The following is a 20,065-nucleotide window of genomic DNA, read 5'->3' as shown; positions in this document are numbered from 1 at the left end:
ATTGACGCTGGGGTTCAGCACATTGACGCAGATGGGTACATCCAGCCCATCTGATCCGCTTTATATCGCCATACCTGAGTCTGTTATGCAAACAGCCTGTCGCCCATAGTGCATTGGCCTGATGGAGGCTGATGAGCGAACGACCATGAGCGAACGAATCCCAACCTTGGAAACCTTTGAGCCCATACACCCAAAGAAGGTGAAGGCCAAATCCAGCGATAACCTGATCCATACCCGCAGCTTTACCGGCCTGTTCCGCACCTTGCGTGTCAGTGGAGCGGCTTTGCTGTTCCTGGCCTTTTTCGGCACCGTATGGCTGAACTGGGGTGGGCGCCAGGCCGTGCTGTGGGACCTGGCGCACAGCAAGTTCCACATTTTCGGCGCCACCTTCTGGCCGCAGGACTTTATCCTGCTCTCGGCGCTGCTGATCATCTGTGCCTTCGGCCTGTTTGCGATCACGGTGTTTGCCGGCCGCGTCTGGTGCGGTTATACCTGCCCGCAAAGCTCGTTCACGTGGCTGTTCATGTGGTGTGAAAAGATCACCGAGGGCGAGCGCAACCAGCGTATCAAGCTGCAGGCGGCCCCGTGGAGCCTGAACAAACTCGCGCGACGCTCAGCCAAACATACGCTGTGGCTGGGCATCAGCGTGCTGACCGGGCTGACCTTTGTCGGCTACTTCACGCCCATCCGCCCTCTCGCCGTCGAACTGCTGACCTGGCAAATCGGCGGGGTGAGCTTGTTCTGGGTGCTGTTTTTCACGGGCGCTACCTACATCAATGCCGGCTGGTTACGCGAAGCGGTGTGCATGCATATGTGCCCGTATGCGCGATTCCAAAGCGTAATGTTTGATAAAGACACCCTGACCATTTCCTACGATACCGCCCGCGGCGAACGCCGTGGCCCGCGCAAACGCGAAGTGCAGCCAGCCGATGCAGGGCTTGGTGATTGCATTGATTGCCAGCTGTGCGTGCAGGTTTGCCCTACCGGCATCGATATCCGCGACGGCCTGCAAATGGAATGTATCGGCTGTGCGGCCTGCATCGATGCCTGCGACTCGATCATGGACAAAATGGGCTATGCCCGGGGTTTGGTCAGCTACACCAGTGAACACCAACTGCAGGGTGGCAAGACTCATCTGCTCAGGCCACGCCTGATCGGCTACAGTGCCGTACTGCTGGTAATGATTGCCGCGTTGGTGGTGGCCTTGATTGAACGGCCGATGGTGTCGCTGGATGTCACCAAGGACCGCGGCATGTTTCGCGAAAACAGCCAGGGTTTGATCGAGAACATCTACAGCCTCAAGGTCATCAACAAGACCCAGCAACGCCAGGACTACCGGGTGGAACTGGTGGATGCCGACGGGTTCCAGTTGCAAGGCAAGACCCGGATCAGCCTGGCGCCCGGAGAAATCGTCGATATGCCGGTGTCAGTGGCACTGCTGGCCGAGAAGCCGGCGAGCAGCTCGCAGAGCCTGCGCTTCAAGGTGACAGATGTGGATGAGCCCTGGATCTACAGCGCCGCAGACAGTCGCTTCGTCGCGCCGTTGAACCGCTGACAATCCGCCAATGTGGGAGGGGGCTTGCTCCCGATAGCGGTGGGTCAGAACAGTTTTGGTTACTGACCCCCCCTCATCGGGACATAGGTATCTACACAATTTTTTAGGTTGTAGAAGCCGACGGTAACTACGATGCGGAGCGAGCCGCTCTTGATCTTGATCTGTTTTTGATCTTAAGCGCCCCGTCAAACCGCGCTGGCCGGAATTCGACAGGGATTCTGGGCCGGCATTCCGGCTTTTCGAAAGTGACCCGCTGTAAGAGCGGAACCATAAGTGGCCGTTACCGCAGCAATGGATATGTACTCGGTATAACTGTGTCGGCTGCCTGGCCGCCTTCGCGAGCAAGCCCGCTCCCACATTTGGATCTCGGAGCATCAGATAGATATGCGCTGGCTGACTGGTCGTCACGGGAGCAAGCTCCCTCGCCACAGGTACAGCGCCGTACCAAAAATGTGTAGATACCTATGCTAATCGCGGGCAAGCTCCCACACACACTTACCCGGCGTACAGACTGAAAACTGTTTAAGGCTGCCATGAAACGCTACGAAAAATTCGCCGATGACATCGCAGAACTGATCCGCTCCGGCGTCCTTGGCCCAGGTCAGCGCGTACCGTCGGTGCGCTATGCCAGCCAGACCTACGGCGTCAGCCCGTCTACCGTGTTCCAAGCGTATTACTTGCTGGAACGCCGTGGCCTGATTCGCGCGCGGCCGCGTTCGGGCTACTTCGTCAACACCCATGCGCCGAGCCCGTTTTCCGAGCCAGTGGTGAGCGAGCAGGTGCATGAGTCCACCCATGTGGACGTCAGTGAATTGGTGTTTTCGGTACTCGACTCCATCAAAGACCCTAATACAGTGCCCTTCGGCTCGGCCTTCCCCAGCCCGATGCTGTTCCCGTTGCCGCGCCTGGCCCGCTCCCTGGCCAGCGCCAGCCGCGAAATGGACCCGCGCCTGGTGGTCACCGACATGTCGCCGGGCAACCCGCAACTGCGCCGACAGATTGCCCTGCGCTACATGGTCGGCGGCCTGATGCTGCCCATGGAGGAGCTGCTGATTACCAACGGTGCCCTCGAAGCGCTGAACCTGTGCCTGCAAGCCGTGACTGAACCGGGCGACCTGGTTGCGATCGAGGCACCGGCGTTCTACGCCTGCCTGCAAGTGCTGGAACGCCTGAAACTCAAGGCCGTGGAAATCCCGGTGCACCCGCGCGATGGTATTGACCTGAACGCCTTGGCACAAAGTCTTGAGCGCTACCCAATCAAGGCCTGCTGGACCATGACCAGCTTCCAGAACCCCATGGGCGCCACCCTGCCCGAAGCAAAAAAACAGGCGCTGGTAGAGCTGTTGCGCAGCCATCAGGTGCCGTTGATCGAAGATGATGTCTATGCCGAGTTGTACTACGGGCAACACGCGCCAAAACCGGCCAAGGCGTTTGATACCGAAGGGCTGGTGATGCACTGCGGTTCCTTTGCCAAGAGCCTGGCACCGGGCTACCGCGTCGGCTGGGTCGCGGCCGGGCGCTTTGCGCAGAAGGTCGAGCGCCTGAAACTGATGACCTCGCTGTGCCCGTCGATGCCGGCCCAGGCGGCGATTGCCGACTACCTGCAACACGGCGGTTATGACCGGCATCTGCGCAAATTGCGCTATGCCCTGGAAGAACAGCAAAGCGCCATGCTGGCGGCCATCGCCCGCTACTTCCCGGCCCAGACACGGGTCAGCCAGCCAGCGGGCGGTTATTTTCTGTGGTTGGAATTGCCGGAGCAAACCGACTCGCTGAAATTGTTCCAGATGGCCCTGGCCCAAGGCATCAGCATCGCACCGGGGCCGATTTTTTCAGCGACCCAGCGCTTCAGAAACTGCATACGCTTGAACTATGGCAGCCCATGGAACGAAGCCTCGGAAAAGGCCATGGAGACGCTGGGGCGGATAGTGCGGTCTTTTTAACGGCGAGAAACACAGCCCGTGGAACCGTGTGCCATCAGGAACCACCTAGCTATGCCTATCCTCATGTCGAGATCGTCATGCGCATCAACCCTCTTGCGGCATCGACCGCCTATCGGCTTGGCGAAGGTCGCCCTGAAAATAACTGGCTTATTGCGCCGACTGCGCCCGAAGAACCTCCCGTCGGTGACCGTCGTACCACCCGGCAGATCATCAACGCCAATCCTGCGCTCAAGCACCTGTTCAAGCGCCGCGATAGCTACCCGGTGACAGACTTGCTCAAGCGCCGACTGGGGGACTGGACATTCGCCAACCCTGATGCCAAGGCCAGGGCCCACGCGGCCTATAACCTGGCGAGAGTGATTAACGTCCTCGACAATGTGAATGATCGCCGCGTCGGTAACAGCGAACGACACGACGGCAAGATCAATGGCTTTCACAACGCCGGCTATTCCACCCGAAAGAACTCAGAAGCCCGTCTACTTGTAGCATTCGCGGAAAACGGCTACGACGTGCTGCAAAACCTCGGGCAGTAAGCTGCTTTTCAGCGTCCGCCCCCTAGGTCTAAAAAGGTGCCGGTGGCGTATGAGGCCTTGTCCGACAGCAACCAGATAATCGCCTCAGCCACTTCATCCGGACGCCCGCCACGCGCCATGGGGATACCGGACTCCAACTTGCTGACGCGGTCCGGGTCGCCGCTCAGGGCGTGGAAATCGGTAAAGATATAACCAGGGCGTACCGCGTTGACTCGAATGCCTTCACCTGCGACTTCTTTGGACAGACCGAGGGTGAAGGTATCCAGAGCGCCCTTGGACGCAGCGTAGTCCACATACTCACCTGGCGACCCCAGCCGCGCCGCCACCGAGGACACGTTGACGATACTGCCACCCTGCCCGCCATGCCGAGGCGACATACGCAGCACCGCGTGCTTGGCGCACAGGATCGGGCCCAGCACGTTGGTCTTCATGATCTTCAGGATACGAAACTCGGACATCTCGTCGACCCGCGACTTTTGCCCCACAGTACCGGCGTTGTTGACCAGCGCCGTGACACGCCCCAATTCGGCATCCACGCGATTGAACAGCGCTATCACTTCATCTTCGATGCTGACATCAGCGCGCACCGCAATGGCCTGGGCGCCGAGGCCGCGCACTTGTTCAAGCACGGCATGGGCAGCCTTCTCGTCCGACTGATAGTTAATGCAGATGCGATAACCTTCGCGAGCAGCCAGCAAGGCCGTCTCGGCGCCAATCCCGCGGCTGCCTCCGGTGATGATGACGACTTTGTCCATGGCTACGGTCTCCTGATTCAACCTGATGGTTAGGGTTGGATCCAAGAATACCCGTCACTGATGGCTTTTGTCAGGCGCTGGCGCATCTTCGCCGGCGAGGATGTTTGCCATGAAATTGTCGGCCGGCAATGGATGCCCCAACAAATAGCCTTGCAAGGAATCACACCCCAGGCGGGTAAGGAAATTTTGCTGCGCATCGGTTTCCACGCCTTCGGCAACGATCCGCAAGTCCAGGGCCTGGCCGAGGGCGACAATGGCCGAGACGATGGCGGCGTCGTCGCTGTCGTGCTCCAGGTCGCGTACAAAGCCGCGGTCGATCTTCAACTCGTTGGCCGGCAGGCGCTTGAGGTACATCAGGCTGGAGTAACCGGTGCCAAAGTCATCGATGGACAGGTCCACGCCCATGTCCGAGAGCTGCTGCAATACCGTCATGCTCGCATCGGCATCGCTCATGGCAGTGGTCTCGGTGATCTCCAGCGTGAGGCTGTTGGCGGGTAATTGGTGGCGCTCCAGAGCAGCCGCAACACTGTTGACCAACCCGGCATGACAGAACTGCAGCGCCGAAAGATTCACGGCGATGCGCCAGCTCTGATAACCCTGTGCGTACCACAGGCTCATCTGGCGGCAGGCTTCGTCGAGTACCCATTCACCGATGGCAATGATCAGCCCGGTTTTCTCCGCCAGCGCGATAAAAGCTGCCGGCAGCAACAAGCCCTGTTGCGGATGCTCCCAGCGCAACAACGCCTCGGCCCCCACGGCAATACCGCTCACCGCATCGAACTTTGGTTGGTAATACAAGCGAAACTCGCCGAGTTCAAGGGCATTGCGCAGGTCCTGCAACAATTGCAGTTGCTTGCGCGCATTGGTGTTCATTGACGCATCGAAGAAGCTGTAGCCGTTCTTGCCCATGCCCTTGGCGTGATACATCGCCGCGTCGGCGTTCATCAACAGCTCCTGGGGGTTATTACCGTTGCCCGGGAACATGGCGATACCGATACTCGCGGAGATTTTCAGCTCATGCTCGGCCACCGTGAAAGCGCGGTTGATCAGACCGACCTGACGCTCGGCCAGGCCCATGGCATCGTCCGGCTGGGTCAATTGCACCAGCAACACGAACTCGTCACCGCCAATACGGGCCAGGGTGTCCTGGCTGCGCAAGTCCTCGCGCAGACGCAGGCCAACCTCGCGCAGCAGTTGATCGCCCATGTGATGACCGAAGGCATCGTTGACCGGCTTGAAGCCGTCCAGGTCGATAAACATCAGCGCAAAGCAACCGCCCTGCTCGTACACCGCCTGAATGCCTTGTTGAATGCGATCCGCCAGCAGTGTGCGATTGGGCAAGCCGGTGAGCATGTCGTGCAGTGCCAGGTGGGTCAGTTCCTGGTTGGCCAGGGTCAAGGAATCGGCGAGTACAGCGGTGCGCGCCTCCAGGCGGGCATCCAGCAAGGAGGTCAACAACGCTATGACCAACACCGCAAGGGAGGTCACCAAGACCAGGTTATCCAGGCCCTTGCCGCTCAAGCCCGTTAGCGCGGCACCGCAGAAACTGTCATCGGCAAACTGCGCCGCGGCCATCCCGGTGTAGTGCATGCCGACAATGGCCACGCCCATCACCACCGCCGCCGCACCCCGCGCCAGGCGCACGTAAGGCGTATTGCGACGCAGGTTGAAGGCGATCCACAGCGCGGCGCCGGAGGCCATTACCGCGATCAACAACGAAGCGCCGAACAAGGTCGGGTCGTAGTCGATACCCGGGGTCATGCGCATCGCTGCCATGCCGGTGTAGTGCATGCTGGCGATACCGGCACCCATCACCAGCGCACCGAACGCCAGTTGCCAGGCCGGCAGACGTGGCTGGCTGACCAGCCATAAGGCGAAGCCACTGGATAACACAGCGATCAACAGCGACAGCGCAGTGATGCCCAGGTCAAACCCGAGGGCAAACGGCAGGCGCAGGGCCAACATGCCGATAAAGTGCATGGACCAGATGCCCACGCCCATGGCTGCTGCGCCGCCGGTAATCCATAGGTAAACGGCACGCCCCTTCGTCGTAGCGATACGCCCGGCCAGGTCCAACGCGGTGTAGGACGCCAGCATTGCAACGCACAGGGAAATCACGACCAGGGAGGTTGAATAGCTACCGATCAACATGGGGCTTCTCGCAGGCAACAGGGCGTAAAAGCCCATGCCGGGTGGCAAAGCGGGCGATTGTAGCGAGAATGATTCTGGGGCAGGTGATTAATTAAGCAGATAGCCATTAGTCATTTTTTGGCGTCAATCTGCTGGCTTAATGCGGGTATTTTTCAATACCTGTGGAAAGGGGCCTCCCCACTGTAGGAGCGAGCTTGCTCGCGAAGATCGTCAACGATGACGTGCGAAACCGGGGGAAACGCGGTGTCTGTGTGTTCTTCGCGAGCAAGCTCGCTCCTACAGGATGCCCAGGTATTCGCTCACTCCTTCTCGGCCAGAGACGTCTGGCCGTCCCAGCCACCACCCAACGCCGCAATCAACTGCACACTCGCCACCAGCCGCGACTGCAACAAGGTCAACACGGTGCGCTCGTTGCTCAAGGCCGTCGCCTGCACAGTCACCACATCCAGGTAAGCGATCAGACCCGCCTTGTACTGGTTCTCGGTCAAGCGCAACGACTCACGCGCCGATTCCAGCGCTTCATTGCTGACCACAGCTTCGTCCGCCAGCACCTTGAGTTGCACCATGTAGTTTTCCACTTCACGGAACCCATCCAGTACGGTCTGGCGGTACTTGGCCACGGTCTCGTCATAGCTGGCCACGGTGCGGTCGACTTCCGCCGAGCGCTGGCCGCCATCGAACAGGGTCATCGCCAGTTTCGGCCCCACCGACCAGAAGCGGTTCGGCAGGCTGATCCAATCTTCATACGTGCTGCTGGAGTAGCCGCCCTGCAAGCTCAGGCTGAGATCCGGGTAATAGGCCGCCTTGGCCACGCCGATGTTGGCGTTGGCGGCGATCACCGAGCGTTCGGCCGAGGCAATATCGGGGCGACGTTCCAGCAACTGGGACGGCAGGCTCACTGGTATTTGCGGCAGCGCCGGAATGTCTTTGCTCACCGCCAGGTTGAAGTTGGCCGGGGCTTCGCCGATCAGCACGGCAATGGCGTTTTCCAGTTGGGCGCGCTGCCAGATCAGGTCGATCAGGCTGGCCTGAGTGGTCTTGAGCTGAGTTTGCGCCTGGGCGATGGCATCCTTGCCGGCCACCCCGGCACGGTACTGGTTTTCGGTCATTTTCAATGAACGCTGGTAGGTGTCCAGGGTGGCTTGCAACAGGCGCGTCTGTTCGTCCATGACCCGCAGTTGCAGGTAGCTCTGCACCAGTTCCGACTGTTGGCTCAGGCGCATCGCGGCCAGGTCTGCCGAGCTGGCCTCGGCGCTGGCTTCATTGGCCTCTAGTCCACGGCGCAACTTGCCCCAGATATCGGCTTCCCAACTCACGCCCAACTGCGCATTGAGGGTGTCGCGGATACCACTGCTGGAACTGCTGAGGCTGGCGCTGCTGCTGCCGGTACCCTGGCTGGCGCGGGTTTTACCCACGCTCAGGTCGACGCTGGGGTAAAACGCCCCGCGGGAACTGCGCACCAGCGCCTTGGCCTGGCGAAAGCGCGCTTCGGCCTGGGCAACGGTCTGGTTGGACGTGTTGAGGCGCTCTACCAGCTCATTGAGTTGGCGGTCGCCATACAGCTCCCACCAGGCGCCACGGGCCAGGGAATCGCTGGGGTTGGCCTGGCGCCAGCCCTGGGCTTCTTTGAACTGCACCGGTTCGATGACCTCCGGGCGCTTGTAGTCAGGGCCAATGGCGCAGGCGCTGAGCAACACCCCACACATCATCACGGCCAATAACTTCATTGTGTTGTTGTGGCGAGGGTGCTTGCTCCCTCGCCACAATAATTTGGTTGAATCGGTCATAGCGCAGTGTCCAGGGCAGCATCGGTACGCACGCCGCGCCAGGCATTGAAGCGGTGGCGCGCGCGGTCGAGATAGAGGTAGACCACCGGGGTGGTGTAAAGGGTCAGGATCTGGCTGAAGACCAGGCCACCAATAATGGTCAGGCCCAACGGATGGCGCATTTCCGCGCCATCGCCGGTGCCGAGCAGCAACGGCAAGGCGCCGAGGATGGCGGCCAGGGTGGTCATCAAAATGGGTCGCAGGCGCAGCAGACAGGCGCTGCGGATCGATTCCAGCGGGCTCATGCCGTCGTTGCGCTCCAGTTGCAGCGCCAGGTCGATCATCAGGATCGCGTTTTTCTTCACCACACCGATCAGCAGGAACAAGCCCAGCAACGAAATCAGACTGAACTCGCCGCCCAGCAGGTAGATCGCCAGCAACGCGCCAACACCCGCCGACGGCAGGGTCGAGAGAATGGTCAGCGGGTGGATATAGCTTTCATACAGAATGCCCAGCACCAGGTACACCGCCACCAGCGCACCGAGAATCATGAACGGCTGGCCCTTCTGCGTGGCCGCAAAGGCGTCGGCGGTGCCGGCCATCTTGGCGATCACATCTTCAGGCAGGCCGACCTTGGCAATCGCTCGCTCGATGGCCGCGGTGCCCTGCTCTACCGTCACCCCGGGCGCCATATCGAAGGCGATGTTTTCGGAAGCGAACTGGCCTTCATGGCTGACGCGATCGTCGGCCAGGCTGTTCTCGTAATGGGCAATGGTCGACAACGGCACCCGCGCACCATCGGCAGTAATCACCTGGACCTGGTTCAGGGTGATCGGGTCCTGGGCATACTTGGGGTTGACCTCCATCACCACCTGATACTGGTTGAGGCTATCGTAGATGGTGGAAATCTGCCGCTGGCTGTAGGCGTTGTTGAGTACCGACGTGACCATGTCCATGTCGATGCCCAGACGCTTGGCCTGGTCCCGATCGACGATCAGCGTGACCTGCGCCGCGCCCCGGCCTTCGCGAGCGTCGATGGCAGTCAGCTCGGGCAACTCACGCATCGCCGCGACCACTTTCGGGTACCACAGGCGCAACGCGGCCAGGTCGCCGCTTTGCAGGATGTAGGAATATTGCGCGCTGGTCTGGTCGCGGCTGCCGCCGAACTGCAGGTCCTGGTCGGCCATCAGGAACAGGCGCCCGCCCGGTACCAACGGCACCTCTTTGCGCAGACGCTCGATCACCGCCTGGGCAGAGATCTTGCGTTCACTGATGGGTTTTAGGCGCACCAGCATCACTGCGTTGTTAGTGCCTTGGTTGCCACCGATAAAGCCCGCCACGCTGAGCACCGCCGGGTCCTTGAGCACCGCCTGGCGGAAGACTTCCATCTTCGGCTGCATCACGCTGAACGACAGGCCATCGTCACCGCGCACAAACCCGATCAATTGGCCGGTGTCCTGCTGAGGCATGAAGGTTTTTGGCACCACCACATACAGCGCGACATTCACCCCCACGGTAATCAACAGGCTGAGCAAGGTCAGGCGCCGGTGCCGCAACACCCAGTCCAGGCTGGTGGCATAGCCGGCGACCATGCGGTCGTTGACCTTCTGGCTCCAGCGCTGCAAACCGGTCTGCCGGGTCTTGTCATGAGGCTTGAGCCAGCGGGCGCAGAGCATCGGCGTCAAGGTCAGCGAGACAATCAGCGAGACGATGATCGCCGCCGACAAGGTGATGGAAAACTCGCGAAACAGGTTGGTGACAATCCCGCCCATGAACAGGATCGACAGGAACACCGCCACCAGCGACACGTTCATCGACAACAAGGTAAAGCCGACCTCTTCGGCCCCCAGGTACGCCGCCTTCATCGGCGGCACACCCTCGTCGATGTGCCGGGAAATGTTCTCCAGCACCACGATGGCATCGTCCACCACCAGCCCGGTGGCCAGGATCAGCGCCATCAACGAAAAGTTGTTCAGCGAAAACCCGTACAGGTACATCACCGCAAAGGTGCCCACCAGCGACACCGGCACCGCCAGGGTCGGGATCAGCGAAGCACGGAAGTTGCCCAGGAACAGGTACACCACCAGGATCACCAGGCCCACGGCAATCAGCAGGGTCATTTCCGCTTCATGCAGGGTGGCAGTGATCACTGGCGAGCGGTCCATCGCCAGGCTGAGCTTGACGCTGGACGGCAGCACTGCCTGCAACGCCGGCAACTGGGCCTTTATCTGCCTGACCGTTTCAATGATGTTGGCGCCGGACTGGCGGTTGATCACCAGCAGCACCGCCGAATCATTATTGAAGAAGCCACTGTTGTAGCGGTCTTCCACACCATCGGTGATCTTCGCCACATCGCCCAGGCGCAGGGCCGCACCGTCCTGGTAGCGGATCAATAGCGGCGCGTAGTCCTTGGCTTTTTCCAGCTGGTCGTTGGCCTGGATCTGCCAATTGCGCTCAGCGTCTTCCAGGGAGCCCTTGGGCCGGCGCTGGTTGGCATTGGCGATGGTATTGCGCACATCGTCCAGGGCCACGCCGTACTGGTCGAGGGCCTTGGGTTCCAACTCGATGCGCACTGCCGGCAGGGAGCTGCCGCCGATCTGCACTTCACCCACGCCTGGCACCTGGGACAGGCTCTGGGACAAGATGGTCGACGCCAGGTCATACAGCTGGCCCTTCTGCAGCACGTCGGAGGTCAGCGACAACACCATGATCGGTGCCTGGGACGGGTTGATCTTCTTGTAGGTGGGCATGCTGCGCATACCGCTGGGCAACAGGTTGCGCGAGGCATTGATCGCCGCCTGCACTTCCCGCGCCGCACCGTTGATATCGCGGTCGGAATCAAAGGCCAGGATCACCCGAGTCGAGCCCTGGCTCGACGAACTGCTCATGGTGGTGATACCGGCAATCGAACCGAATGAACGCTCCAATGGCGTCGCCACGCTGGACGCCATCACCTCGGGGCTGGCGCCGGGCAGGCTGGCCGACACCACGATCACCGGAAAGTCGATCTGCGGCAGCGGCGACACCGGCAACAGGTTGAAGCTGACGCCACCGAGCAGCATGATCGCCAGGCTCAGCAGCATGGTCGCTACCGGCCGGCGAATGAAAGGTCCGGACAGGTTCATGGCTCAACCGGCTCCAGGCGTTGCGGCTCTTTGCGCCAGCGCCGGCCAAGGCGATCAAAGTACAGGTAGATCACCGGCGTGGTGAACAGCGTCAACACCTGGCTCACCAGCAAGCCACCGACCATCACCAAACCCAGCGGTTGGCGCAACTCCGCGCCGGAACCGCTGGCAAGCATCAGCGGTACCGCACCGAACAACGCGGCCAGGGTGGTCATCAGGATCGGCCGGAAACGCAACAGCGCCGCCTGGTAAATCGCCGTCTGTGGGTCCAGGCCCTGATTACGCTCGGCGTCGAGGGCGAAGTCGATCATCATGATCGCGTTCTTCTTCACGATACCGATCAGCAGGATGATGCCGATGATCGCGATCATGCCCAGGTCATTGCCACTGAGCAGCAGGGCCAGCAAGGCCCCCACCGCCGCCGACGGCAAGGTCGAAAGGATAGTGATCGGGTGGATATAGCTCTCGTAAAGCACGCCCAGCACGATGTACATGGTGACCACCGCGGCCAGGATCAGCAGCAAGGTGCTCGACAGGGACGCCTCGAACGCCTGGGCGGCACCCTGGAACTGGGTTTGCACGCCCACCGGCATGCCAATGTCCTTCTGGGTCTGGTTGATCAGCTCCACACCCTTGCCCAGGGCGACGCCGGGGGCCAGGTTGAACGACATCATCACCGCCGGGAACTGGCCGATATGGGCAATCGCCAACTGCGCCTGGCGCTGCTCGACATGGGCCAGGCTCGACAGCCGCACCTGGCCGCCGTCGGTGGTCTTCACATGGATCTGGTTGAGCGCGGCCGGGCCGAGGGTTTCGCCGGACTGAGCCTGCAGCACCACGCGATATTGGCTGGCCTGGGTATAGATGGTAGAGATCTGCCGTTGGCCAAAGGCGTCATACAACGCGTCGGTAATGGTCGAGACACTCACACCCAGGCGCGAGGCCGCGTCGCGGTCGATCACCAGGTACACCTGCAAGCCTTTGTCCTGCAAGTCGCTGGCAACGTCGGTGAGTTCCGGCTGTTGACTGAGGGCGTGCACCAGCTTGCCACTCCACAGTGCCAGCAACTCGGCGTCCGGCGACGACATGCTGAACTGGTACTGGGTACGGCTGACGCGGTCCTCGATGGTGAGGTCCTGCACCGGCTGCATGAACAGGCGGATGCCCACCAGCTTGTCGATTTGCGGTTGCAAGCGGGTGATCACCTCGGCTGCGCTCAAGTCGCGCTGGCCGTGGGCCTTGAGGTTGATCAGCAAGCGGCCACTATTGAGGGTGGCGTTATCGCCGTCCACACCGATGTAGGACGACAGGCTCTGGACCGCGGGATCAGCAAGGATGATCTTCGCCAGCTCCTGCTGACGCTGGCTCATCGCCGCAAAGGAAATCGACTGCGGCGCTTCGGAAATACCCTGGATCACCCCGGTGTCCTGCACCGGAAAAAAGCCCTTGGGCACCACCAGGTACAGCACCACCGTAAGCCCCAGGGTAGCGATGGCCACCAGCAGGGTCAGCGGCTGGTGCTTGAGCACCCACTGCAACTTGCGGCCATAGGCCTGGATCAGCCAATCGATCCAGGCGCCGCTGGCCTTGTAGAAACGTCCCTGCTCTTCTTCCTTCGGTTCGCGCTTGAGCAAGCGCGCGCACATCATCGGCGTAAGGGTCAGGGACACAACCAGCGAAATCAGGATCGCCACCGCCAGGGTGATGGCGAACTCGCGGAACAGCCGCCCGACCACGTCAGCCATGAACAGCAGTGGGATCAGTACCGCAATCAGCGACAAGGTCAGGGAAATCAGGGTGAAGCCGATCTGCTTGGCGCCCTTGAGCGCCGCCGCCATCGGCGTCTCGCCCTCCTCGATATAGCGAGAAATGTTCTCCAGCATAACGATGGCGTCATCCACCACGAACCCCGTGGCGATGGTCAGGGCCATCAGCGTCAGGTTATTGATGGAGAACCCCGCCAGGTACATCACGCCAAAGGTACCCACCAGAGACAGCGGCACGGCGATGGACGGAATGATCGTGGCGCTGACCCGACGCAGGAACAGGAACGTCACCATCACCACCAGGGCGATGGCAATCAGAAGCTCGTGTTGTACGTCTTTCACCGAGGCGCGGATGGTCTGGGTACGGTCGGTAAGCACCGTTACGTCCAGGCCGGCCGGCAGGTTGTCGGTGATGCTCGGCAGCAGCGCCTTGATACGGTCGACTACCTCGATCACGTTGGCGCCCGGCTGGCGCTGGATGTTGAGCAGTACCGCCTGGTTTTCGTTGGCCCAGGCCGCGAGGCGTTCGTTTTCGGCGCCGTCGACGATCTGCGCCACATCCTTGAGGCGCAACGGTGCGCCATTGTTGTAGGCCAGGATCAGCTCGGCATATTGCTGGGGTGAGACCAACTGGTCGTTGGCATCGAGCATCGACACGCGGGTGGGGCCGTCGAAGTTACCCTTGGGCTGGTTGACGTTGGAGGCGGCGATCAGCGCACGCACATCCGACAGGTTCAAGCCATTGGCCGCCAGGGCCTCGGGGTTGACCTTGATACGCACGGCCTGGCGCTGGCCACCGGCAATACTGACCATGCCGACGCCGCTGATCTGGGCGATTTTCTGCGCCATGCGCGTATCGACCAGGTCATTGAGCTTGGGCAGCAGCATGGTCTTGGAAGTAATCGCCAGGGTCAGCACCGGGGTGTCGGCAGGGTTGACCTTGTTGTACACCGGCGGCGCCGGCAAATCCTTGGGCAACAGGTTGGTGGCGGCGTTGATTGCGGCCTGCACCTGTTGCTCGGCGACATCCATATTGACGTCGAGGTTGAAACGCAGGGTCAGCACCGACGCACCGCCCGAGCTGGTGGACGCCATCTGGGTCAGCCCGGGCATCTGCCCGAACTGACGCTCCAGCGGCGCAGTGACCGCACTGGTCATCACGTCTGGGCTGGCGCCGGGGTACAGGGTCATCACCCGGATCGTCGGGTAGTCCACCTGGGGCAAGGCCGATACCGGCAACAATCGGTACGAAATGATCCCGGCCAATACAATCGCCAGCATACTCAGCGTGGTGGCGACCGGGCGCAGGATAAACAGGCGTGACAGGTTCATGAACCGACCTTTTGCGCCTTGCCGGCGTCAGCGCCGGTCTCCCCTTTTGCCGCGGGCTTGCCTTGCAGGTGTTCGGTCGGCGTGGTCGGCACTTCCTTGCTTTCGTTGACCACTTCGATTTCGCTGCCGTCCTTGAGACGGTCAGTGCCTTCCAGCACCACGCGATCGCCTGCGACCAGGCCCTCCTTGACCACGGTGTTCTCACCGTCGGTGTCACCCAGCACCAGGGGCTGGACCTTGACCTTGTTGTCACCGTCAAGCTTGTAGACAAAGGTGCCGGTGTTGCCGAACTGGACCGCCGCCGACGGCGCCAACACCACGTTATGCAAGGTGTCGGCAAGCAAGTGCACATTGACGAACTGGTTGGGGAACAGCGCCTGGTCCTTGTTATCAAAGCGCGCCTTGAACTTCAAAGTACCGGTGGTGACGTCGATCTGGTTGTCCAGGCTCTGCAACACGCCGATCGCCTGTTTTTTCACGTCGCTACGGTCCCAGGCTTCCACGGGCAGTTTGTTGCCGGCGTGGTAACGGGCCAGTACGGTTTCCAGGGTATTTTCCGGCAGGGTGAACGCCACGCTGATCGGCTGGGTCTGGGTGATGACCGCCAGGGCGGTGGTGTCATTGGCTGCGACCAGGTTGCCGACATCGAGCTGGCGCAGGCCAACGCGGCCGCTGATCGGCGCACGGATCCTGGTGAATTCAAGGTTGAGCTTGGCATCGTCGACCGCGCCCTGGTTGGTCTTGACCGTGCCCTGGTATTGCAGGACCAGCGCTTCGGCGGTGTCCAGGGTCTGCTTGGCGATACTGTCCTGGGCGTACAGGCCGCGATAACGCTCCACATCGACCTGGGCGTTTTTCAACTGCGCCTGGTTCTGCAGCAATGTGCCCTGGGCCTGGAGCAAGGCGTTCTGGTAGCTGCGCGGGTCGATTTCTGCCAGCAGGTCGCCGGCCTTGACCATCTGGCCTTCTTCAAAGGCGATCTTCACCAGCTCACCGCCCACCCGGCTGCGCACATTAATGGTGTTGAGCGCGGTGACCGTGCCCAGCGCCTTGTAGTACACCGCAAACTCCCCCTGCACCACCGGCGCCACGCGCACCGGCACCGGGCCGGTGGAACCGCCAAAGCCCGGGCGCGCCATGCCGGTCTTGCCGGTGTGCCCCGCAGGAACGTCCTTGTGAGCCGCGCCGCCGGGCCAGAATTTCCAGCACAGGCCGGCGATAACCAGCAGCACAAGCAGGCCAAACAGCCAGCGGCGGGAGTTGCGGGAGGAGGATTGCATGGAGTGATCAACCATTGGGGATGAGAGCTTCTTCTTCGGGAGGCTGAAAGATAAGCACTGGGGGGCGTTTAGAAAAGCACCTTTACCGGCTATTTACCTTGGGCTTACAACTTTTAACGTCTGATCTTAGTCCGCCAGCTATTTCGCTAAACCGCTGACACTCAAATAAAAACGGCCTGGACTAGGCCAGGCCGCAATCATGCATCATACGTGTTACTGCCAAACGACAGTTACGCGCAGAAACAGTTACTTCAATACAGCCAGGGCCGCATCGTAGTTTGGCTCTTCAGCGATTTCCTTGACCAACTCGCTGTGCAGCACATTGTCGTTTTCGTCCAGTACCACGACAGCGCGAGCGGTCAGGCCTTTGAGCGGGCCGTCGGCAATCGCCACACCATAATCAACGGCGAAATCCGAATCACGGAAGTCCGAGAGGTTCTTCACGTTTTCCAGGCCTTCGGAGCCGCAGAAACGCGCCTGGGCGAATGGCAGGTCGGTGGAGATGCACAGCACCACGGTGTTGGCCACATCGTTGGCCTGGGCATTGAACTTGCGCACGGAAGTGGCGCAGGTTGGGGTATCAACGCTTGGGAAGATGTTCAGCACTTTGCGCTTGCCGGCAAAGGTGGCCAGGGTGGCGTCGGACAGGTCGCCGGCGGTCAGGGTGAAATCTGCGGCTTTGGCGCCGACTTTCGGCAGTTCGCCTTCAACCTGGACCGTGTTGCCTTTGAGGGTGACTTGAGCCATGAACGGAATCCTTATGCTGGTTTTTGGTTAAACGAATTCGAGAGGCCGAAGTTAACCACAAAGTGCCGATGCTACCTACCGCCAGACACAAATTGTCATGTCGCCAGGTTGTGGTTTAATTGCGCGCTTTTCGCCTGCCCTTCAAGGAAACCGTCGTCGATGAATCAGCCTGCCACCAAAGTTCTGGTCATTGGTTACGTCTGGCCAGAGCCCCGCTCCTCGGCTGCGGGGGGGCATATGATGCAGATCCTTGAGAGTTTTCTTACGCAAGGTTGGGACATTACCTTCAGCAGCCCTGCGACCATCGGCGAACACAAGGCCGACTTGCCGGCACTTGGCATCGCCGAATGCGCCATCGAACTGAATAACAGCAGTTTCGATGACTTTATCCGCGAACTGGCCCCGGATATCGTACTGTTCGACCGTTTCATGATGGAGGAGCAATTCGGCTGGCGCGTGGAGCAATGCTGCCCCAACGCCCTGCGCGTGCTGGAAACCTCCGACCTGCAAAGCCTGCGCGATGCCCGCCACCAGCGTTTCAAGGAGCAGGTGAAAGCAAACCCCGACAGCGACGACTTCAGCGCCCTGTTCGCGCCGGCGCTGGAGGACGAGTTCCAGCGCATGGCCGATACCGACCTGGCCAAGCGCGAAATCGCCGCGATTTACCGCTGTGACATCAGCCTGATGATCTCCGACGTGGAAATCCGCCTGCTCACCGAGCAGTTCAAGGTGCCCGCCGCTCTGCTCCATTGGTGCCCGCTGATGTTGCAACCGCCCAACGCCGCGTTTGCGCCGTTTGAAGACCGTGCGCACTTTCTCAGCATCGGCAACTTCCGCCACGCGCCCAACTGGGATGCGGTGCTGTGGATGAAGCAAAGCCTGTGGCCGCTGATTCGCCAACAGTTGCCGGGCGCGCAGCTGCATATCTATGGCGCCTACACCCCACCCAAGGCCACCGCCCTGCACAACCCGGCACAGGGTTTTCATGTGATGAACTGGGCCGAAGACGCGCTGCAAGTCATGACCGCCGCACGCATCTGCCTGGCACCGTTGCGCTTTGGCGCGGGCATCAAGGGCAAGTTGATCGACGCCATGCTCTGCGGCACCCCCAATGTCACCACCCCGATCGGCGCCGAGGCCATGGGCGATGATCAACCCTGGCCCGGCGTGATCGAACACGACGCCCCGGCCCTGGCCGCCGCTGCTGTGGCCCTCTACCAGGACCACGAGCGCTGGACCCAGGCCCAGGAACACGGGCGCCAACTGCTGGCCCGGCGCTATGACCAGACTCTGCACGGGCCAGCCTTGGTGGACTGCCTGGAGCAATGCCGCCGCAACCTCGCTGCCCATCGCCGGGACAACTTCACCGGCAGTATGCTGCGCCATCACGCGCACAAGAGTACCCAGTACATGTCCCAGTGGATCGAGGCAAAAAACCGCAACCTGTAAACACTGCTGCTGGCGAGGTCGTGCGCGACGGGGCATTATCCTACGCAGCGACCACAATAAAGCGACGGCAGCATGACCCGAGCAACGCGCATCACCGATCCCTCCTACGAGCTGATGGACGATCACAACGGTCTGTCCATCATCTATCGCCAGCACGGCTTCCCCTGCCCGCTGGTGCGCTGGCACTTCCACAAGGAATACGAGCTGCACCTGATCGTCGCCAGCTCCGGCAAGGTGTTTATCGGTGACTACATCGGCAACTTCTACCCGCAAAGCCTGTTCCTCACCGGCCCCAACCTGCCCCACAACTGGATCAGCCAGGTGGAAGAAGGCGAAGTGGTCCCCAAGCGCGACATGCTGGTGAACTTCACCGACGAGTTGTTCGAACACGGCAGCCACATCTTCACCGAACTCAAACGCCTGGCGCCGCTGCTCGAACGCGCGCAGTACGGCATCGAATTCCGCTGCAAAAAGACCATTGCCCACGCCATGACCCTCATGCAGCACATTGAAGACGCCCACGGCATGGCGCGCCTGGGGCATTTCTTTATCCTGCTGGAGGTATTGAGCGCCTGTGAGGACTACCAGCTGCTGTCCGGCGTAACCACGCCACAGCAAGCCGATGAACACAGCATCGACCGCACCAACCGTGCGGTGGACTACATCTTTGCCCACTACGCGCGCGAGCTGCCGCTGGAGGAAGTCGCGGAGTACCTGGGGATGAAACCGACGTATTTTTCCCGTGTATTCAAGCAGGCCACCGGGCGGACTTTTATTGAATTCGTCAATCGGCTGCGCATCAGCAAGTCCTGCGAGTTGCTGGCCGATGGGGACAAGGCGGTGACGGATGTGTGTTTTGAGTCGGGGTTCAACAATATTTCCAACTTCAACCGGCGGTTTCAGCAGCTTAAGGGGATGACGCCGTCCCACTACCGGCGATTGGCGGTACAGCGCCTGACTGAGCAGAATTTGGCTTGAGGTTGATCGCTCGGCAGGCGTCGAGAAACAGAAACGTCTTACAAGGTTTTGAGGTTGTCCCTAGGACACTCAATCTCTAGTCTCCGTACACCGCTGCACACGCAGCGGTCGGGCGTCGCGGCCCGGTTTAATCAGACGCAAAGTGCCATTTCCGCTTTCAGTTGACGTCTTTTTATCGTCTACTGTGCGCCCTTATGGTGGCTGTGCGCGGGATACCTTCGGGTATGCCGGTTTCCTGATTCCGGTCCGCGAACCTGCGTACAGCTACCACCCGATCGCGTCGCGGCGATCAGTGGTAGCTCCACTTAAATCAGGAGTTCCACCATGATCAAGCCCACCCCAAATCCCCCAATCGATCCAACACCCAGCGTGCTGTTCACCGTAAAAGACGGCATCTCCACGCAAGACCTACTGGTCAACCTCAGCGAATCCCTCGCCTCTGCCCACGCCCTCACCTGCGATTTCGCCTTTGATCTCGACGGCTCACGGCGCGAAGGCGCGCTGGGGATTGCCCAGTTGATCGAGGTATCTCGCTTGCTGGCTGAGCGAGCACTGGCTGATATCGAGCGTTAAATACGGCATCGATCGTCCCCACGCACCACGGGGACGATCATCGAGTGCAAAAAAGTATCAGTGCGCGTGCGCCCAAGGATTTGTCACAACCCCATTTCAAGGCTGTAATCGA

At 60.7% G+C, this 20,065-nt stretch carries 13 protein-coding genes; 6 read left to right on the top strand and 7 right to left on the bottom strand.

Annotation, left to right across the window (positions count from 1 at the left end; translation table 11 throughout):
* The first annotated feature begins 145 nt into the window (after nucleotides 1–145).
* The 3 genes from ccoG to E3O56_RS20180 all read left to right on the top strand — a co-directional run bounded on the left by ccoG (nucleotide 146) and on the right by E3O56_RS20180 (nucleotide 4,031).
* Nucleotides 146–1,555 (top strand): cytochrome c oxidase accessory protein CcoG, encoded by a 1,410-nt coding sequence (ccoG, locus tag E3O56_RS20190; RefSeq protein WP_248128883.1) that lies wholly within the window; start codon nucleotides 146–148, stop codon nucleotides 1,553–1,555.
* Nucleotides 1,556–2,088: 533 nt separating this feature from the next.
* Nucleotides 2,089–3,498 carry a GntR family transcriptional regulator MpaR gene (mapR, locus tag E3O56_RS20185; protein ID WP_005788562.1) on the top strand — a complete coding sequence of 470 codons (1,410 nt, stop codon included), beginning with the start codon at nucleotides 2,089–2,091 and terminating at the stop codon, nucleotides 3,496–3,498.
* A gap of 77 nt (nucleotides 3,499–3,575) precedes the next feature.
* Nucleotides 3,576–4,031 (top strand): hypothetical protein, encoded by a 456-nt coding sequence (locus tag E3O56_RS20180; RefSeq protein ID WP_032875740.1) that lies wholly within the window; start codon nucleotides 3,576–3,578, stop codon nucleotides 4,029–4,031.
* 8 nt (nucleotides 4,032–4,039) lie between these two features.
* On the opposite strand, the gene E3O56_RS20175 is transcribed toward E3O56_RS20180, so the two are convergent.
* From E3O56_RS20175 to tpx, 7 genes are all read right to left on the bottom strand, one after another.
* Entirely contained in the window at nucleotides 4,040–4,786 is a 747-nt protein-coding gene (locus tag E3O56_RS20175; RefSeq protein ID WP_032875743.1) for an SDR family oxidoreductase, read from the bottom strand.
* A gap of 54 nt (nucleotides 4,787–4,840) precedes the next feature.
* A complete protein-coding gene (locus E3O56_RS20170; RefSeq protein WP_032875746.1) occupies nucleotides 4,841–6,937 on the bottom strand; it encodes an EAL domain-containing protein in 2,097 nt (698 codons plus the stop codon).
* A gap of 299 nt (nucleotides 6,938–7,236) precedes the next feature.
* Nucleotides 7,237–8,664 (bottom strand): efflux transporter outer membrane subunit, encoded by a 1,428-nt coding sequence (locus E3O56_RS20165; RefSeq protein WP_228309817.1) that lies wholly within the window; start codon nucleotides 8,662–8,664, stop codon nucleotides 7,237–7,239.
* Nucleotides 8,665–8,720: 56 nt separating this feature from the next.
* Entirely contained in the window at nucleotides 8,721–11,828 is a 3,108-nt protein-coding gene (locus E3O56_RS20160; RefSeq protein WP_248128882.1) for an efflux RND transporter permease subunit, read from the bottom strand.
* The gene (locus E3O56_RS20155; RefSeq protein ID WP_032875755.1) at nucleotides 11,825–14,926 is read right to left on the bottom strand and encodes an MdtB/MuxB family multidrug efflux RND transporter permease subunit; all 3,102 of its coding nucleotides are present in this window, start codon (nucleotides 14,924–14,926) and stop codon (nucleotides 11,825–11,827) included. The genes E3O56_RS20160 and E3O56_RS20155 overlap by 4 nt, the downstream gene beginning before the upstream one ends.
* The gene (locus tag E3O56_RS20150) at nucleotides 14,923–16,221 is read right to left on the bottom strand and encodes an MdtA/MuxA family multidrug efflux RND transporter periplasmic adaptor subunit (protein WP_248128881.1); all 1,299 of its coding nucleotides are present in this window, start codon (nucleotides 16,219–16,221) and stop codon (nucleotides 14,923–14,925) included. Before E3O56_RS20150 ends, E3O56_RS20155 begins: the two co-directional genes overlap by 4 nt.
* Nucleotides 16,222–16,452: 231 nt before the next feature.
* Nucleotides 16,453–16,953: a thiol peroxidase gene (tpx, locus tag E3O56_RS20145; RefSeq protein ID WP_032875762.1), complete on the bottom strand. Its 501-nt coding sequence runs from the start codon at nucleotides 16,951–16,953 to the stop codon at nucleotides 16,453–16,455.
* A gap of 159 nt (nucleotides 16,954–17,112) precedes the next feature.
* Here tpx and E3O56_RS20140 point away from each other — a divergent pair, with 159 nt between their 5' ends.
* The 3 genes from E3O56_RS20140 to E3O56_RS20130 all read left to right on the top strand — a co-directional run bounded on the left by E3O56_RS20140 (nucleotide 17,113) and on the right by E3O56_RS20130 (nucleotide 19,953).
* A complete protein-coding gene (locus E3O56_RS20140) occupies nucleotides 17,113–18,402 on the top strand; it encodes a glycosyltransferase family 4 protein (RefSeq protein ID WP_103734286.1) in 1,290 nt (429 codons plus the stop codon).
* A 72-nt stretch (nucleotides 18,403–18,474) separates the two neighbouring features.
* A complete protein-coding gene (locus E3O56_RS20135) occupies nucleotides 18,475–19,380 on the top strand; it encodes an AraC family transcriptional regulator (RefSeq protein WP_032875768.1) in 906 nt (301 codons plus the stop codon).
* A 324-nt stretch (nucleotides 19,381–19,704) separates the two neighbouring features.
* The gene (locus E3O56_RS20130; protein WP_032875771.1) at nucleotides 19,705–19,953 is read left to right on the top strand and encodes a DUF6124 family protein; all 249 of its coding nucleotides are present in this window, start codon (nucleotides 19,705–19,707) and stop codon (nucleotides 19,951–19,953) included.
* The last annotated feature ends 112 nt before the right edge of the window (nucleotides 19,954–20,065 follow it).

Source organism: Pseudomonas sp. W2Aug9, assembly GCF_023127755.1.
In the GTDB taxonomy this organism is placed as follows: domain Bacteria; phylum Pseudomonadota; class Gammaproteobacteria; order Pseudomonadales; family Pseudomonadaceae; genus Aquipseudomonas; species Aquipseudomonas synxantha_A.
The sequence above is the reverse complement of the archived record's forward strand: the minus strand, read 5'-3'. Positions and strand labels throughout refer to the sequence as shown.

Coding starts and splice junctions, on each gene's coding strand:
- ccoG (WP_248128883.1), top strand. CDS start 146: ATGAGCGAACGAATCCCAACCTTGGAAACCTTTGAGCCCATACACCCA.
- mapR (WP_005788562.1), top strand. CDS start 2,089: ATGAAACGCTACGAAAAATTCGCCGATGACATCGCAGAACTGATCCGC.
- E3O56_RS20180 (WP_032875740.1), top strand. CDS start 3,576: ATGCGCATCAACCCTCTTGCGGCATCGACCGCCTATCGGCTTGGCGAA.
- E3O56_RS20175 (WP_032875743.1), bottom strand. CDS start 4,786: ATGGACAAAGTCGTCATCATCACCGGAGGCAGCCGCGGGATTGGCGCC.
- E3O56_RS20170 (WP_032875746.1), bottom strand. CDS start 6,937: ATGTTGATCGGTAGCTATTCAACCTCCCTGGTCGTGATTTCCCTGTGC.
- E3O56_RS20165 (WP_228309817.1), bottom strand. CDS start 8,664: ATGAAGTTATTGGCCGTGATGATGTGTGGGGTGTTGCTCAGCGCCTGC.
- E3O56_RS20160 (WP_248128882.1), bottom strand. CDS start 11,828: ATGAACCTGTCCGGACCTTTCATTCGCCGGCCGGTAGCGACCATGCTG.
- E3O56_RS20155 (WP_032875755.1), bottom strand. CDS start 14,926: ATGAACCTGTCACGCCTGTTTATCCTGCGCCCGGTCGCCACCACGCTG.
- E3O56_RS20150 (WP_248128881.1), bottom strand. CDS start 16,221: ATGGTTGATCACTCCATGCAATCCTCCTCCCGCAACTCCCGCCGCTGG.
- tpx (WP_032875762.1), bottom strand. CDS start 16,953: ATGGCTCAAGTCACCCTCAAAGGCAACACGGTCCAGGTTGAAGGCGAA.
- E3O56_RS20140 (WP_103734286.1), top strand. CDS start 17,113: ATGAATCAGCCTGCCACCAAAGTTCTGGTCATTGGTTACGTCTGGCCA.
- E3O56_RS20135 (WP_032875768.1), top strand. CDS start 18,475: ATGACCCGAGCAACGCGCATCACCGATCCCTCCTACGAGCTGATGGAC.
- E3O56_RS20130 (WP_032875771.1), top strand. CDS start 19,705: ATGATCAAGCCCACCCCAAATCCCCCAATCGATCCAACACCCAGCGTG.